Origin of the sequence: Christiangramia sp. (assembly GCF_029937855.1) — a bacterium.
GTDB lineage: Bacteria > Bacteroidota > Bacteroidia > Flavobacteriales > Flavobacteriaceae > Christiangramia.
Map to the genome: position 1 here is coordinate 1 of NZ_JAPYPC010000006.1, position 14,968 is coordinate 14,968.

The 14,968-nt window shown below is 36.7% G+C and carries 17 protein-coding genes; 6 read left to right on the forward strand and 11 right to left on the reverse strand.

The features are described 5' to 3' along the window. Positions 1 to 34: 34 nt before the first annotated feature. The 3 genes from Q1K34_RS04790 to Q1K34_RS04800 all read right to left on the reverse strand — a co-directional run bounded on the left by Q1K34_RS04790 (position 35) and on the right by Q1K34_RS04800 (position 1,838). A complete protein-coding gene (locus tag Q1K34_RS04790; protein WP_300435243.1) occupies positions 35 to 532 on the reverse strand; it encodes a GNAT family N-acetyltransferase in 498 nt (165 codons plus the stop codon). 192 nt (positions 533 to 724) lie between these two features. Next, a complete protein-coding gene (locus Q1K34_RS04795) occupies positions 725 to 1,153 on the reverse strand; it encodes a DUF4268 domain-containing protein (protein ID WP_300435245.1) in 429 nt (142 codons plus the stop codon). Between the two features lies 1 nt (position 1,154). Beyond that, on the reverse strand, positions 1,155 to 1,838 hold the full coding sequence (locus Q1K34_RS04800) for a ZIP family metal transporter (RefSeq protein WP_300435248.1): 684 nt from the start codon (positions 1,836 to 1,838) through the stop codon (positions 1,155 to 1,157). A gap of 113 nt (positions 1,839 to 1,951) precedes the next feature. On the opposite strand from Q1K34_RS04800, the gene Q1K34_RS04805 reads away from it, so the two are divergent. After that, entirely contained in the window at positions 1,952 to 3,106 is a 1,155-nt protein-coding gene (locus tag Q1K34_RS04805; RefSeq protein WP_300435250.1) for a THUMP domain-containing protein, read from the forward strand. On the opposite strand, the gene Q1K34_RS04810 is transcribed toward Q1K34_RS04805, so the two are convergent. Genes Q1K34_RS04810 through rlmD form a run of 3 tightly spaced genes read right to left on the reverse strand, consistent with a single transcriptional unit; the run spans position 3,103 to position 5,755 of the window. After that, complete coding sequence (locus tag Q1K34_RS04810) at positions 3,103 to 3,807, reverse strand: DUF6048 family protein (protein ID WP_300435252.1); 705 nt, start codon at positions 3,805 to 3,807, stop codon at positions 3,103 to 3,105. The genes Q1K34_RS04805 and Q1K34_RS04810 overlap by 4 nt on opposite strands. After that, positions 3,788 to 4,336, reverse strand: a complete 549-nt coding sequence (locus tag Q1K34_RS04815) for a DUF6452 family protein (protein WP_300435254.1) — start codon at positions 4,334 to 4,336, stop codon at positions 3,788 to 3,790. The genes Q1K34_RS04810 and Q1K34_RS04815 overlap by 20 nt, the downstream gene beginning before the upstream one ends. A gap of 6 nt (positions 4,337 to 4,342) precedes the next feature. After that, positions 4,343 to 5,755 carry a 23S rRNA (uracil(1939)-C(5))-methyltransferase RlmD gene (gene rlmD / locus Q1K34_RS04820; protein WP_300435256.1) on the reverse strand — a complete coding sequence of 471 codons (1,413 nt, stop codon included), beginning with the start codon at positions 5,753 to 5,755 and terminating at the stop codon, positions 4,343 to 4,345. Positions 5,756 to 5,930: 175 nt separating this feature from the next. Between rlmD and rocD the strand changes: the two genes are divergently transcribed. Then, a complete protein-coding gene (rocD, locus tag Q1K34_RS04825) occupies positions 5,931 to 7,214 on the forward strand; it encodes an ornithine--oxo-acid transaminase (protein WP_300435258.1) in 1,284 nt (427 codons plus the stop codon). Positions 7,215 to 7,277: 63 nt separating this feature from the next. Here rocD and Q1K34_RS04830 read toward each other — a convergent pair whose 3' ends face one another. The 3 genes from Q1K34_RS04830 to Q1K34_RS04840 are packed head-to-tail and all read right to left on the reverse strand — an operon-like array spanning position 7,278 to position 9,665. Then, complete coding sequence (locus Q1K34_RS04830) at positions 7,278 to 7,604, reverse strand: CCC motif membrane protein (protein ID WP_300435261.1); 327 nt, start codon at positions 7,602 to 7,604, stop codon at positions 7,278 to 7,280. Between the two features lie 16 nt (positions 7,605 to 7,620). Next, the gene (locus tag Q1K34_RS04835) at positions 7,621 to 7,914 is read right to left on the reverse strand and encodes a DUF2752 domain-containing protein (RefSeq protein WP_300435263.1); all 294 of its coding nucleotides are present in this window, start codon (positions 7,912 to 7,914) and stop codon (positions 7,621 to 7,623) included. Next, the gene (locus Q1K34_RS04840; RefSeq protein WP_300435265.1) at positions 7,911 to 9,665 is read right to left on the reverse strand and encodes a T9SS type A sorting domain-containing protein; all 1,755 of its coding nucleotides are present in this window, start codon (positions 9,663 to 9,665) and stop codon (positions 7,911 to 7,913) included. Before Q1K34_RS04840 ends, Q1K34_RS04835 begins: the two co-directional genes overlap by 4 nt. A 76-nt stretch (positions 9,666 to 9,741) precedes the next feature. On the opposite strand from Q1K34_RS04840, the gene Q1K34_RS04845 reads away from it, so the two are divergent. Further along, positions 9,742 to 9,942, forward strand: a complete 201-nt coding sequence (locus Q1K34_RS04845) for a hypothetical protein (RefSeq protein ID WP_300435267.1) — start codon at positions 9,742 to 9,744, stop codon at positions 9,940 to 9,942. After that, positions 9,942 to 10,493, forward strand: a complete 552-nt coding sequence (locus Q1K34_RS04850) for a Smr/MutS family protein (RefSeq protein ID WP_300435269.1) — start codon at positions 9,942 to 9,944, stop codon at positions 10,491 to 10,493. The genes Q1K34_RS04845 and Q1K34_RS04850 overlap by 1 nt, the downstream gene beginning before the upstream one ends. Here Q1K34_RS04850 and Q1K34_RS04855 read toward each other — a convergent pair. After that, complete coding sequence (locus Q1K34_RS04855; RefSeq protein ID WP_300435271.1) at positions 10,490 to 11,512, reverse strand: hypothetical protein; 1,023 nt, start codon at positions 11,510 to 11,512, stop codon at positions 10,490 to 10,492. The two genes, Q1K34_RS04850 and Q1K34_RS04855, sit on opposite strands and share 4 nt — an antisense overlap. Positions 11,513 to 11,600: 88 nt before the next feature. On the opposite strand from Q1K34_RS04855, the gene Q1K34_RS04860 reads away from it, so the two are divergent. Next, positions 11,601 to 12,749 (forward strand): cysteine desulfurase family protein, encoded by a 1,149-nt coding sequence (locus Q1K34_RS04860; protein WP_300435273.1) that lies wholly within the window; start codon positions 11,601 to 11,603, stop codon positions 12,747 to 12,749. Between the two features lie 2 nt (positions 12,750 to 12,751). Then, a complete protein-coding gene (locus tag Q1K34_RS04865) occupies positions 12,752 to 12,922 on the forward strand; it encodes a hypothetical protein (protein WP_300435275.1) in 171 nt (56 codons plus the stop codon). 243 nt (positions 12,923 to 13,165) lie between these two features. Here the strand turns inward: Q1K34_RS04865 and Q1K34_RS04870 are convergent, their stop codons facing one another. Beyond that, entirely contained in the window at positions 13,166 to 14,854 is a 1,689-nt protein-coding gene (locus tag Q1K34_RS04870) for a M23 family metallopeptidase (RefSeq protein ID WP_300435277.1), read from the reverse strand. Positions 14,855 to 14,968 lie beyond the last annotated feature (114 nt).

Sequence of the window (14,968 nt, forward strand, 5' to 3'; positions counted from 1 at the left end):
AGGCTGTTTTGATATACAATAAAAATTTTTAGATCTAATTTTTTTGGTTTAACCTGGCAAAAAGATCTATACTTATATATTTTCCGTTTTTCACCTCGCAATCACACATTCTCCCTTCATGTTTAAATCCCATTTTTTTCAAAGCTCTGGAAGAGTTATTATTACCAGTTTCAACATAAGCTTCCAGGCGATGAATTTTTAAATGTTTGAGAAGGTATTCTATCACAGCATCAGCGGCTTCCTTTATATATCCATTTCCCCAGAATTCCGGTAAAAGCCAGAATCCAATTTCGGCTCTTTTGTATTCGTGGTGTAGATCGTTGATTCCTATGGCTCCCATAAATTCACTTTCCTTTTTTGATCGAATAGCCCACCAAATTCCTGAACCTGACTTTTCCAAATTGGAATACCAGTTCATCTGTTCTTCCGTAGCTTTATATGTAGAAAACTGTACGCCATAGTATTTAATAACCTGTGGATGGGATAGCCCAAGAAAGATATTATTTTGATCTTCAGATACTATTCTATTCATGATCAATCTTTCAGTACTTAATAAGGGAAAATTTTCGCTTTTCAAATTGATAAATTTAAAAGTTCATCTATAATTAACGATATATAGATCCTTTTTTCCCAATTCTAAAATTGGGTATTCTAGTTTTCTATTAGCCGTTGAGATATAGATTTATTATTTATGATGAGTATATTATAAGAAATCGATAAACAATTAAGTTTTTATGAAATCCATAAAATCGGCAAAGAATTCTTCTAATTTCATCATATTGGTGGCAAGAAAAGATTTTACTGCCGGCCAGTCTTTTCTATTGTTAATGCTTACATTATCCATTTCTACATAAATCCTGGAAATGATTTTTCCTTCAGGAAGTTCATAATTTTCCTTAAAAATAATGTCAGGCAAATATTCCGATCTTAGAATTTTTTGTAGCGATTGAAGTTTTTCATAATAGTAATCGCGGATCAATTCATCTTCATCGATTACGTCTAATGAGACCTGAGCCATTTTTCTGTCAAAGGTAAATTTAAGCTGAATTTCCTTCATTTTGGTATTGTAAAGTATCCATTTATGTGGATACTGCTTTCCGAAGCTGGTCCAGAATTCCTGTCTTATCTTTTTTGATTCTTCTTTAGAGAACATATCAGATGAAATAAGCTAGGAGAATTCCTAGAATGATCACTCCCAATTTTGACGCGTTGAAGGAATGGTTTTTAGACGATTCGAATAGAATAGTAGTTGAAACATGAAGAAATATTCCTATTACTACCGCATTTACATAGGGTGCATATTCACTGAAAAATGAAATATTATTTTTCAGCCAACTACCCAGCGGAGTCATCAAAGCAAAAAAAGCCAAAAAGAAGAACACTTTAGGTTTATTCATTTTGCTTTGAACAAGAAATACAGAAAGAATAGCGGCCACAGGTATCTTATGTACCACCACTCCGTGTAATAAATGATTGTCATTTTCTAAGGGAAACCCTTCCAGTAACGAGTGTAAACTTAAACTTACCAGTAGCAGTAAGGGGAAAGAATTAGATTTACCGTGAAAATGTAAATGCCCATGTTCTACTCCTTTAGATAGAAATTCCAGTACAATTTGTAGTAGTAGCCCCAGCATGATAAAAACTCCGATTCCGGAATCTGGTTCCCGGTAAACGTCTGGGAGCAATTCCAGAACGGTAACGGCTAAAAGGTAAGCGCCACTAAAAGCCAGAAGAAGTTTAAATCCCGATGAACTTCCAGGTTTTAGAAATAGAGAGATGATAAATCCTGCGACAACTGCAAGTATGGGTAAAATATAAATGTATAGGTCTGTAAGCAAAGTATTTTTGGTTGGTGATTAGTGAGTAGTCCAAAACTAATCCGGAACTATCCCTTAATAATTATACTTTCGGACAAAATTAACTTATTTTTGCGGTTCTATAAAGAAGGAATATGGATAACTATAGAATGATCGCAAAGACCCTCTATGGGTTTGAAACAATCCTTGCAAAAGAATTACTTGATCTAGGAGCGATGGACATTAAAGAAGGTAACCGAATGGTTAGCTTTGTAGGGGATCTGGGCTTTATGTATAAGGCCAATCTTTGTTTAAGAACAGCCATAAAAATCCTTAAACCCTATGAAAGTTTTCGGGTAAATTCTGAACAGGAACTATATGATAATATAAAACGTCTTCCCTGGGAAAAATTCCTTGCTGAAGATGGAAGCCTGGCGATAGATTCAGCAGTACATTCTGATATTTTTACGCATTCTCAATATGTAGCATTAAAAAGTAAGGATGCGATCGTAGACAGATTCAGGGAAAAATTTGGAAAGCGACCGGATGTAGATCTTGATTTTCCAGATTTGAGAATAAATATTCATATTGAAAAGAACTTCTGTAATGTGTCTTTCGATAGTTCTGGAGATTCTCTACACAAGCGTGGCTATCGGTCTGCTACGAATATTGCGCCTATTAATGAGGTTTTAGCCGCCGGCATGTTGCTTATGTCTGGATGGGATGGGCAGTGTGATTTTCTGGATCCTATGTGCGGTAGTGGAACCATTCCTATTGAAGCAGCGATGATCGCGTGTAATATTCCTCCAAATCTGAATAGAAAAGAGTTTGCTTTTGAAAGATGGCAGGACTGGGATGAAGATCTATTTGAAAAAATCGAAGAATCGGCTTTAAAAAAAGTAAGGGATTTTCATTATAAGATCAAAGGTTTCGATAAAGCACCTTCCGCAGTAATGAAAGCGAAAGAAAATGTGAAGAATGCGAATCTTTCAGATTTTATTGAAATAGAACAAAGAAGCTTTTTCGAAAGTGAAAAGCAGAATGAAGGTTACTTGCATATGTTATTTAATCCTCCATATGGAGAACGTTTGGAGATTGATATCGAAGATTTCTACGGGAAAATAGGAGACACCTTAAAGCAAAATTATCCCGGAACTCATGCCTGGTTTATAGCTACCAACTTTGATGCGATTAAAAGCGTTGGTTTAAGGGCATCCAGAAAAATAAAATTATATAATGGCCCGTTGGAAGCAAGACTGCTGAAGTACGTACTTTACGAAGGCTCTAAAAAGAAAAGTAAACAGATTTAATTCCTGGCTTTTTTATAGAAAGGGAGTAAATAGGAGATAGTATATCCAAAACCGGCTCCAAATTCACTACTGTCGTAAGTTCTACCAAATCCGGGGATGGCGAGGTTATCAAAATTCGTTGGGCTATTTTGTCCAATTCTTCTTTTAAGCTGAACATTGGCAGAAAGGAAGAGATTTTTAATCACTTCTACCTTTATTCCTATCATTACTTCAGCCCAACTGGCAGTTAATCCTGTGTTTTCTGTATTGTCCTCTCTAATATCTGGTCCAAAATAGTTTGAAGAAGTATATATTCTATATTGCTCCAGAGTTTGAGAGAAAGTAGCAAACCCATATCGAACGCCCACAAAAATGGCATTCTGCATATCCAGCCAGTTTTCATAAGCATTATAATCTCCTCCCAGCTTTATATAACTTCCGTTGGTGGTGGTAAGAATATTATCTCCTTCAAAAGTGATCTTCTCGGTGCCTAATTCCGCAGCGATATAATAGTTTTTATAAATGCGATAATCTCCAACGATCTGGAATCCGCTGAAATTATCGTCGAGGAGGGTACGAAGGGGTTTACTCAGGTCAATGCCGACTCTAATTCCGTATTTTTCATTATAATTTAGGGTGTCTTTGGCAGATGCCTGCTGTTGTGCGGAAAGAGATAAACCGGCTAGAAGTATAAAAATAAAGCTAGAAAAATATCGATACATGCGCCTGATTTTGATCTTCAACATTTGGTTCTTCAATCTGTACATCCTGTATCCAGTTAGGGCCATCTGCTCCACCTTCAACATTTGTTTTTAATCCCACATAACTCACTTTGTAAGCACAAGCCCTGTTTATATATTCTTCCTCTCTTCCGTAGGTAAAACTGATGGTATCTCTTAAGCCGGTATTGGTGGCTGTGGTATCCCCTTCTTCAGTATTTAAGGTAAATACATATTCGGTTAGATCATTATTGGTTCTTAAAGGGATTGCCAAGCTATCCCGGGTGTATCTAAAATATTCCACAGCATTACCACTTCCGGTATTTATTACGAAATCTGTACTATCACTATTTACAGATCTTATGCTGAGATTTTGAGGAGTTTTAAGCTCATTTGGATCTTCTATGTCGTAAAACCTTATGATAAGAAGAGGTGTGGTCTCGATAGATTCAGCGCAAATGTCATCGCGCTGACAGCCAAACATGGTCAACAGCATTAGAATAAGAAAAAAACTATATTTATTTATTCTCATTTATGTCTATTTTCTTCTTTCCAAACATACTACATTTTCCACGTGATGGGTTTGGGGAAACATATCTACCGCCTGAACAGAGGTTACTTGATAATGCTCATCCAATAATGCCAAATCCCTGGCCTGGGTTGCTGAATTACAGCTAACGTAGACAATACGCTGCGGCAATATACCAATAATTTGAGCCACTACATCTTTGTGCATCCCATCCCTTGGTGGATCTGTAATGATAACGTCTGGATGTCCATGTTTATTGATAAAGCTTTCTGTAAAGACTTTTTTCATATCACCCACATAGAATTCCACATTATCTATCTGGTTTCTTTCAGCGTTTTCTTTAGCATCTTTAATGGCTTCCGGGACTGCCTCTACACCAATAACCTTCTTCGCATTCTTAGCCACAAATTGTGCTATCGTGCCTGTTCCTGTATAAAGATCGTACACCAGTTCATCACCTTTTAAATTCGCGTAATTTCTGGTAATCTTGTATAAATTATAGGCCTGATCTGAATTGGTTTGATAAAAAGATTTGGCGTTGATCTTAAATTTAAGACCTTCCATCTCTTCAAAAATATGATCACGACCTTTAAAACAAATGATCTCCTGGTCGTAAATTGTATCATTTGCTTTACTATTTATTACATATTGCAAAGAGGTAATTTCAGGAAACTTTTCTGCTATTGCATTCAGTAACAATTCTCTTTTATCTTTATTCTCTTGGAAGAATTGAACAAGGATCATAATCTCACCCGTAGAAGTGGTTCTAATCATTAAGGTACGCAACAATCCTTCCTGATTTCGAGTATTAAAAAAAGCCAGGCCGTTTTCTACGGCGAATTCCTTTACAAAATTTCTAATAGCATTACTAGGGTCTGCCTGAAGATGACATTTTTTAATGTCCAAAATTTTGTCCCACATTCCAGGAATATGAAATCCTAAAGCATTTCTGTTCTGAATATCTTCCCCACTTTGAATTTCTTCCTGAGTTAACCAACGACTATCACTAAAGGAAAACTCCATTTTGTTGCGATAGAAGTAAATATCCTCACTTCCAAGAATAGGTGTGATTTCGGGAAGTTCAATCTTACCAAGTCTTCTTAGGTTGTTTTCAACTTCATTTTGCTTATAATTCAGTTGAAACTTATAGTCCATATTTTGCCATTTGCAACCACCGCAGGTTCCAAAATGCTGGCAAACAGGTTCAGTTCTTTTATCAGATAATTTGTGAAAATTGGTAGCTGTTCCCTGATAGTAAGATTTTCTTTTTCTTGTGGTTTGAACATCGGCCACATCTCCAGGAACGGCATTGTCTATAAATATAACCCTTCCGTCTGGCGATTTGGCGATAGCCTTGCCTTTGGCCCCGGCATCTATAACTTCAATTTCAGTAAAAAGCTTGTTTTTATTTCTTCTTGCCATAGCGCAAAAATAGGATAATTAACAAGATTTAAAGAGGAGGCAGTTGAAATTTTCAACAAACATTTAGTAATTTGCAACAATTCAAATTTTGGGGATGATTTCTCTCCCTTTTCGACGCTTTTCAACCGAAAAAAGAAGGAATTGCATAACACTAATTCAAAAACGAAAAACTAACATGCCATTACCTAAGATCAAATCTTCAGAAGAAGCTATAAAACTTGAAGACCAACATGGGGCACATAATTACCATCCTTTACCTGCAGTACTTAGCAGGGGTGAAGGGGTTCATGTTTGGGACGTGGAAGGTAATAAATATTACGATTTTCTTTCGGCGTATTCTGCAGTAAACCAGGGGCATTGTCACCCGAAAATTGTGGGTGCATTACATGAACAGGCTTCTAAACTGGCTTTAACTTCCCGTGCTTTTCATAATGATGTATTGGGTGCATATGAAAAATATGCTACAGAATATTTCGGCTTTGACAAGCTATTACCTATGAATACGGGGGCTGAAGCAGTTGAAACGGCTATTAAAATTGCCAGAAAATGGGCCTATGAAAGAAAAGGAGTTAAGGAAACGGAAGCGCAGATCATAGTTTGTGCAAATAATTTCCACGGAAGAACTACTACTATTATTTCATTTTCCAATGATGAAGAAGCTCGTAGAAACTTTGGACCATACACTCCAGGATTTATAAAAATTAACTATGATGATCCCGAAGCACTGGAAGCGGCTATTGAAGCGAATCCTAATGTTGCAGGTTTTCTGATAGAGCCAATCCAGGGAGAAGCAGGAGTTTATACTCCGGCAGATGATTTTATGATGAGAGCGAAGGAGATCTGTAATAAGCATAATGTGTTATTTATGGCAGATGAAATCCAGACGGGTATTGCAAGAACCGGTGGATTGTTGGCCGTTTGTGGCCATTGTACCTGTGAAGGTCATTGTGAACGTCAGGAAGAAACTTACAGTAAGCCTGATATTCTTATTCTTGGGAAAGCTCTTTCCGGAGGAAATTATCCAGTTTCAGCTGTGCTTGCAGATAATGAAATAATGGATGTGATCCAACCGGGTCAGCACGGATCTACATTTGGTGGAAATCCGGTAGCTGCAGCAGTAGCGGTGGCTGCGTTAGATGTTGTGAAAGATGAACATTTAATTCAGAATGCCAGAAAACTCGGGAAACTTTTCAGAAGGTTACTGGACGATTATATTAGAGAATCTAATATCGTAAATCTTGTTAGAGGACGCGGATTATTGAATGCGATCGTTATCAATGATTCTGAAGAAAGTTCTACTGCCTGGGATATTTGTATGGCACTTAAAGAGAATGGACTTTTAGCTAAACCCACCCATGGTAATATTATTCGTTTTGCACCACCATTGGTAATGAATGAAGAACAATTGAGAGATTGTGTAAATATTATTGTAAAGACTCTAAAGCAGTTTGAAAAATAAATTTCACAGTGAATAAATAAAAAAATCCCGCTTTTTGGCGGGATTTTTTTATTAGAAAAATGATTATCCACCATATTCTCTCAGGATTTCTTCCTGCATCTGCCTCATTTCATCTACGCCACCAAGCATTAGAATACTTATAATTCCAGCTATAATACTTAAACCAAGTAAGACCAATCCAATTATACTAAGGATCCTGCCTGCTTTTACATTTTGATAACCGGTATATAATTCAGGATTTGCACTGTATATTTCTGTGGCTCGTTTTGCCATTACCAGGGCGATAATGCCAAAAACTGCGCCCGGTATGCCATAACAACAACAGCCTATAATTGATAAAATTCCGAAAATTAGAATGAGGGTTGAATTAGGTAGTTCTTTTTTTTCCATAAAAAATGTTTGTTGGTTAGTTGAAAATATGAATCATTTTAAAAATATAAGCCCCTGCGATTACAACCGCATTAAAAATTATAAGTCCCATTTTTATCTGGAAGTCATATTTAAACCTGATAAATAGATTGATGAGCAGGAAGACCATTAAAACCCCTAAACTATAAATGGCGGGATACATAAAGAAAGCTTCCTGAAATTCACCCTGAAATAAAAGCAATGCCGCACGTTGTCCGCCGCAGCCCGTACAATCAATACCTAAAACCGTTTTGTTCAGGCAGGGAAACATGTATTCTTTCAGGTTATTCAATTCTTAACTCCAATTTTCTTCGTGAGCTCTCTATTGTCGGTTGTTTTTACCTTAACAATATAAACAGCATTACTTAAATTTCCAGTTGAAAAATTAAATTCTTTTTCTTTGGACCTAAAATTTTGGTTTAAAAAAAGCTTTCCATTAAGGTCGTAAATTCTAATATTGTTGAATTCCGTAGCGTATAGGATTTTTATTTCCAGTTGCTCTAACTTATTATTTTGAAAAATATCAATGGTATTGAGTAATATGTTAGGAAGCTTTTCAGTGTTTTCTTCTGAAACTGGAGCATCATTTGAAGTATTTTCAACCGTAATTTTTTCGATAAAACTTATATAGAATCTATCATTATAATCACCTGCCGGCAATTTTATTTTCAAAGAGCCTGTTTTTATTCCAAAATACAGATCGTCTTTAGCGTCATATACAAACAAACGGTCTGGATTGAAATTATTAAATTCTGAGACCGAAAATTCAATCGAGGTTTCTTTTGACAGCTTAATTTGAAGCGGAATCAATTCTTCATCCAGCTTAGGCCTAACATTTATAACGAAAGGATTTTCAGAAATTAACCAATTAATATCATCTTCAAAAACATCCATTTTTCGGGCATCAAAGGCATGATCTTCATTTACTGTAGATTTTTCCTGGAAAGCAAGAGCAAGTCGTCTAACGTGAGTTGAATCCATTTCTACATTTAATATAACAGAGGACGGGATAGATTCAGAAGATTTGAATACAGATATACCTGTTTCCTGTTTTTGGTATACTCTCTGAGAATTCTGGAAATGAAGCATTCCGTCTTTACTGCCCGTCACCATAAATCCCTGTGCGACCGGTAGTATTTTTCGGGGATATATAGCCCCGGTTTCCCCGGTTAAGCTTTGGTTATTATATTTTTTGAAAATAGCCGGAAGATAAATACCGGTTCCGGGGGAATAAGTTCCATAGCCGCCTTCATAATCGATTAAATAATGGGAAGCTCCGTCTTTCTTAGAATCCCAAAAATAGGCAATCCCTGTAGTGGCAGTATTTTCAAACAAAAAGGAATTCAGGTCCAATGCAGAAGGATAAGGATTTCCTACGAGTAAAACCTGCTCTTTTTTAATAGGAAGTTCTATTTTTCCGTCATTAGCGGTACCTCTGAAATCATAAGTTTGAGCGGCTCCCGGATTTACCTTTTCTGTCTCAATTTCGGTTAGATTAGTGCCATTGACACCTTTCATGCTAAAACCTTCGCCAGGTAAAAGGTCAAAGTGATCCCCTAAATATTGCCAGTTAGAATAAGAATTTCCGGAATAGGTATAGATCCAGCGGTTAGAAATGTGAAGAGGGGAACTTTTCCCTTCCAGGCTTGAAACCATAGATGCTTTCTGGCTTTCAGTATTTGAAAGAGGATCATTCAGGTAATCCCTTAGTTCTTGTTTGTCTGTAGAAACTTTCACCGGCAATCCCCAGTAATTATAGTCAAAGGCATTGGAAGTTCCTCTTTGAAAAATAGAAATAAAACCATTTCCAGCATTCAAATTCTCCTTTTTATCTCCCTGTAGTAGTTGTGCGTCTTTCCTAAGATATAGATTGGCTTCGGTTTGTTTATTTTTATTTTTTGAGAGGCTTATTCCATTTTTGACAAATACCAATCGATCCCGGGCATAGAGATAGCTATCAGAATTTTCCGAAGGTGTGATATATAGCTGTGCCTGGAGACCAACCGTACTAAAAATCAATAAAAAAAGGATTGTAAGCTTCATGAAAGCCATAAATTTGCATAAATGTAATCAATAAAGCTTTTCAAATCACCAAAGTAAAATATTTAACTTACTGAAAATGAATAATTCACAGCTAATAAATACTGTTCTTATAGTAATTGGTGGAGCGTTCCTTATTTATACAATCTCGGTAGGTGATGTAAGCCCATATTTTAAAATAATCGGCTTAGTTGTTATCATGCTTGGTTTGTACAGGGCGACCAATTTTTGGGTAGCTACAAAGGATGATCATGAAAAAGACAATGAAAATAAAAACTGATGAAAGATTTTAAACCTGGTGATAAAGTCGAATTACTGGATGATGATCTTGGCGGAATTGTTCAGAACATAAAGGGAGACCAAATCGAAATTAAAACCGAAGATGGTTTTATCATGGAATTTCCGTCAGAAGATCTGGTGAAAATTAAGAAGGATATTGAAGAATTAGAGGTTGCCGACTTTAACTTTGAAGAGGTGCTAAAAGATAAAACTCCTAAAAAGAAACCAAACTCCAGTAGGATTAAACCTAAAGAAAGAAATGCGCCTCCAATGGAAGTAGATTTGCATATAAATCAATTGGTGAGATCTGCTAAAAGTATGTCCAATCATGAAATGCTTAATCTCCAATTAGATACCGCACGGCATAAACTGGAATTTGCCATGAGAAAACGTATTCAAAAAATAGTTTTTATCCATGGTGTGGGCGAAGGAGTTTTAAAAATGGAACTGGAATATTTACTGGGAAGATATGCCAATGTAAAATTCTATGACGCCGATTATCAAAAATATGGTTTAGGAGCCACTGAAGTTTATATACTTCAAAATCCTTAATTAGTAGGTTCTTCGGTCTCTTCCTCTGGTTCTTCGGGTTCCCCACAATCAGGGTCCTGGGAAGGGCAGAGTGGAAAATCTATACCAGATTCGCTGTAGGTCCCAAAAGTATAAGATGCATACTGGATGGATTCTCCAGAACCATCCTGTTTAGTAAATTTAATATCTTCCACTACAATACGGAAACCATAATTTCTAGTGATATCATGATTAATATATTCCTCATGCTGAAGTTCTGCTGTTTGTGCAGGATTCAAATAATTGGAGATTCCCTCAGCTGTTTGGAAAGCCCCAGGATTATCCAAATCGTCACCTGATACTTCGAGCCTTGTCAATACTTCATCATTATCATCATCATTATCGAGATAATTTGGAATTCCATCTTCGTCACTATCCCTAAAGCCCGCCTCATTAACCGGGTCATTGCTAGAGTTTGCCAGTTCAGTTCTGGTCTCTACATTATCACCATCATCATCTACGTCCAGATAATTTGGAATTCCATCCTCGTCTGTATCCAGAAGATCTACTCCTTCAGCATTCCAGCCTTCCTCAATATTATCCAGCCCATCCCCATCTGCATCTGCGGTTGCCGTTTCATCTCTAAAATTCCTGGTGATACTAACCAATCCATCAGAACCGGTAATCCATTCTTCCACTACAATTGGCTGGCTTGGTGGAACTACGTTACAAAAGTAATCGTTGGGTATTTCAGATCTGAAGATTCTATACACTATCCTATTATCTCCACTATCACTACCTGTTAAATCGAAAGTTATGAGTTCATCTTCCGGCGGAACAATATTTCCATCTTCATCAATTTCCAGGATATTATTTCGAAACTCCAGAGAAATTGATTCAAAAACATCGCTATTATTTACTGCATAAAAGACATTTTTATTGGAGCCTTCGCAGAATTGAATAGTACTGTCCTCAAAATCGAAAGTAGTCACAATAATCTCCCCGTCATCACAGGAGCTGAGTAGCGCAAGGGAAAATATACCGAACAGTAAACGTTTCATAAGGCTGCTTTTTCAACAAAAATAAAGGAATCAAACTTATAAGGAAGAGAAGTAGGAAATTATTTTATTTCCCTTAATTTTGCGCCCTATGGAAAATGTCTATTTTGATTCAGCAGCTACTACCCGGTTAAGGGAGGAAGTGGTCGATAAAATGACCCGCGTTTTAAAAGAAAATTATGGCAATCCTTCTTCTACCCATAGTTTTGGAAGGTCTTCAAAATCACTGGTAGAACAGGCACGAAAGACTGTAGCAGCGATTTTAAATGTAAAAGCTTCAGAAATAGTATTTACTTCAGGAGGAACCGAAGCTGATAATTTAGCATTGAATTCTGCCGTGCGCGACCTTGGAGTGGAGAGAATCATTACTTCCAGAATTGAACATCATGCCGTTCTTTATACCGTAGAGCAGTTAAAAGAATGTTTTGATATTGAAGTGGAATACGTAAGGCTTGATGCTAAAGGTAATGTTGATCTTTCAGATCTTGAAAACCGATTAAAAAGTTCAGAAAAAAAGACTTTGGTGAGTTTGATGCATGTGAACAATGAGATTGGTAATATGCTTGATCTTAAGAAAACTGCTGAATTGGTTAAATCTTATAATGCATTATTTCATTCAGATACCGTGCAATCTATTGGCCACTTTTCTTTAGATCTCAATGAGATCCCTGTAGATTTTACAGCGGTGAGTGCACACAAATTTCATGGTCCTAAAGGAGTGGGCTTCGCTTTTATTAGAAAAAACTCAGGCTTAAAACCACTTATTTTTGGAGGAGAGCAGGAGAGAGGCCATCGTGCGGGAACCGAAGGGGTGCATAATATTGTGGGCCTTGAAGAGTCCTTAAAGCTGGCATATGAAAAGCTGGAAGAGGAAAAAGAATATACCCTTTCCTTAAAAAAACATTTTATTAAGGGCCTTAAAAAGGAAATTTCTGGAGTAAAATTCAATGGTGAATGTGAAGACCTGGAGAAGAGTACTTATACATTGATCAATATATGCCTGCCGGTAAGTGCAGAAAAAGCCCTGATGTTGTTGTTTCAACTGGACCTAAAAGGAATTGCCTGTTCCAAGGGAAGTGCCTGCCAGAGCGGGAGCGATAAAGGATCTCATGTTTTAAATGCTTTCTTAGCTGAAGAAGACCTGAAAAAACCATCTTTAAGATTCTCTTTTTCGAAATATAATACCAAAGAAGAAATAGATTATGTAGTTAAGACTCTTAAAGAGTTTATAGAAAGCTAAATATGAAATTAACGATCACTCACTATAGAGGTATAGAGGCTTTGCTGTTACTTTCTGCAATTTTATTTGCTTATTTTTCGGAAGGAATGTGGGTGAATTTTTTCGCGGGATTATTTTCTGGAGCCGGCGTACTTCTTATGATCAAGGGTAGTTTGAAGCCAGGGAAGAATTAATTCATTTAAATATTCATATATTTTCGTCAAGCTGAATTAGTTTTTTAGCCTATTCTAATAGTAATTTCTACCGAACAGAGAAATCTCGATCATTAACAGATTTCTCCCTGCGCTACGCTAGGGTTCGAAATGACAGCTCAAAAATGGAAATGTAAATTGCAGAAAATATTAGTGAATTCGTGGCTAGAATTAAATTCTAACAGATCTTCGAAACCTTACTATTAGCCTAATAAAATCTATTTTTTATTTCCTGAAGAATTTAGCAGTATAAGTATTAGTATTTCCTACATTATCGGTTACGATCAATTTTAAATCATTTTCAGTTTCAGTAAGCACATTATCTGAAAAATAGTGCGTGAGCGTATTATTTTTGTACTCATACTCCATCAAAATAAATTTTCCGTTCACCGTGGCTCTGTAAGCGTCAATTCCGGAAAGATCATCTGAAATTTTCACTTTTAAAGTTTCATTAGTTGAAATCCATTGCCCATCATAGAAATTCACTGGTCTAACTTGTGGCGCAGTAGTGTCTTTAACAAGAGTGTATTTTCCAAAAGTGCGAGTGCCGGTGGTAAATCTATTTCCTTTTTTATAAGTAGTGGAATAATTTGGCCTCCCATAATCTGAAAGTCGTGCGATAAATAAATATTCCCTTTCTTCGGCGGGATAATCACTTACATCAAAACCAATAGTGAAATTTTTATGAACCGGAATCTCATCTTTATGAACTTCAACCATATCATCTGTAAAATTTATATCGAGATACGCGTCTTCATATAAACTGCCTCCGGGAATATAAACATCTATCTTTTCTCCTTTAGCTGAAAGTCCGTCGCTGGCACTGGCCAAATAATCAGTTGCTTTCTGCTCTCTTTTTTTAATATTATCGCTGATCTGTCCTTTAATAGGAATTCTTACCGTTCTCTCGTTTCCTTTAAAATCGGTCACTTTAATGGTGTATTGATAATCAAGGCTGTCTTTAATATTTAGCTTTCCTTCTTCGCTTAGGTTTCCGTATATGCTCAGAGGATTATTAGGTGTTTTAAAAAGCTTCTGAACACGACTTCGGTTATTGGCATAATATTCATAATCTATCAACTGATTTAGATGTCGGGTTTCTGCAAAGGAAAATTTATCAAAATCGATTTCAAAAACCTGGTCGCCGTTTAAATTTGCTTCTATTCTGAAAACTCCATTATGATTGTAGGCGCCATCTAGCTGATCTACAGTAGAAATACCAAATCCTATCTCACCGCATGCTTCAACCTGGTTAACCGTATAGGTTCCATCATTTAGTGGTATTAAATTCAGTTTTTGACGTGCCTGGGAATTGTTAACATGAGCATCATCTCCAAGAGGATAGGCAAATAAACCTTGAATGATAGGTTTTCTACTGTCTGGAACTTCCAGCCCGAACATTTGTGCATTCATGGGTCGCTGACTTCCATCACGTATTTCAAAATGCAAATGGGGACCGCCGCTACCGCCAGTATTACCACTATAAGCGATCAATTCTCCCTGTTCAACGCTCAGTTCTCCAGGCTCGGGGAAAAGTTCTATTTCATAAGATTCCTTGGCGTATTGTTGTTTCCGCAGGTACTCCTTGATCTTAGGGGCTAGCTTTTGTAAATGTCCATAAACCGTGGTATAACCATTTGGATGTTGGATATACAAAGCTTTTCCGTAGCCATAATGCTGAAAATTGATTCGGCTAACATATCCTGCTGCGGAAGCTTTAACTTCCAGGCCTTCTCGTTGTTGGGTTTTAATATCCAGACCACTATGAAAATGGTTGGACCTTAATTCTCCAAAAGTTCCGGCGAGCACAATAGGAACGTCTAAAGGATTACTGAAGTAGTCCTGTGGCAGCGAGTTTTGAGCTTGTAATGTGGAAAATAAAATTAGGAATAGTAGGCTTGTGGCTTTCTTCATAAATCTTTGGGTATTCAATTTAAACCTGGCGTAAAGTTAAGGAAAGTTATGGCAAAATTAAACGGCTTGATAACAGAGAATTATCGAAATTGTTGATTATTATTTGAAAACAGC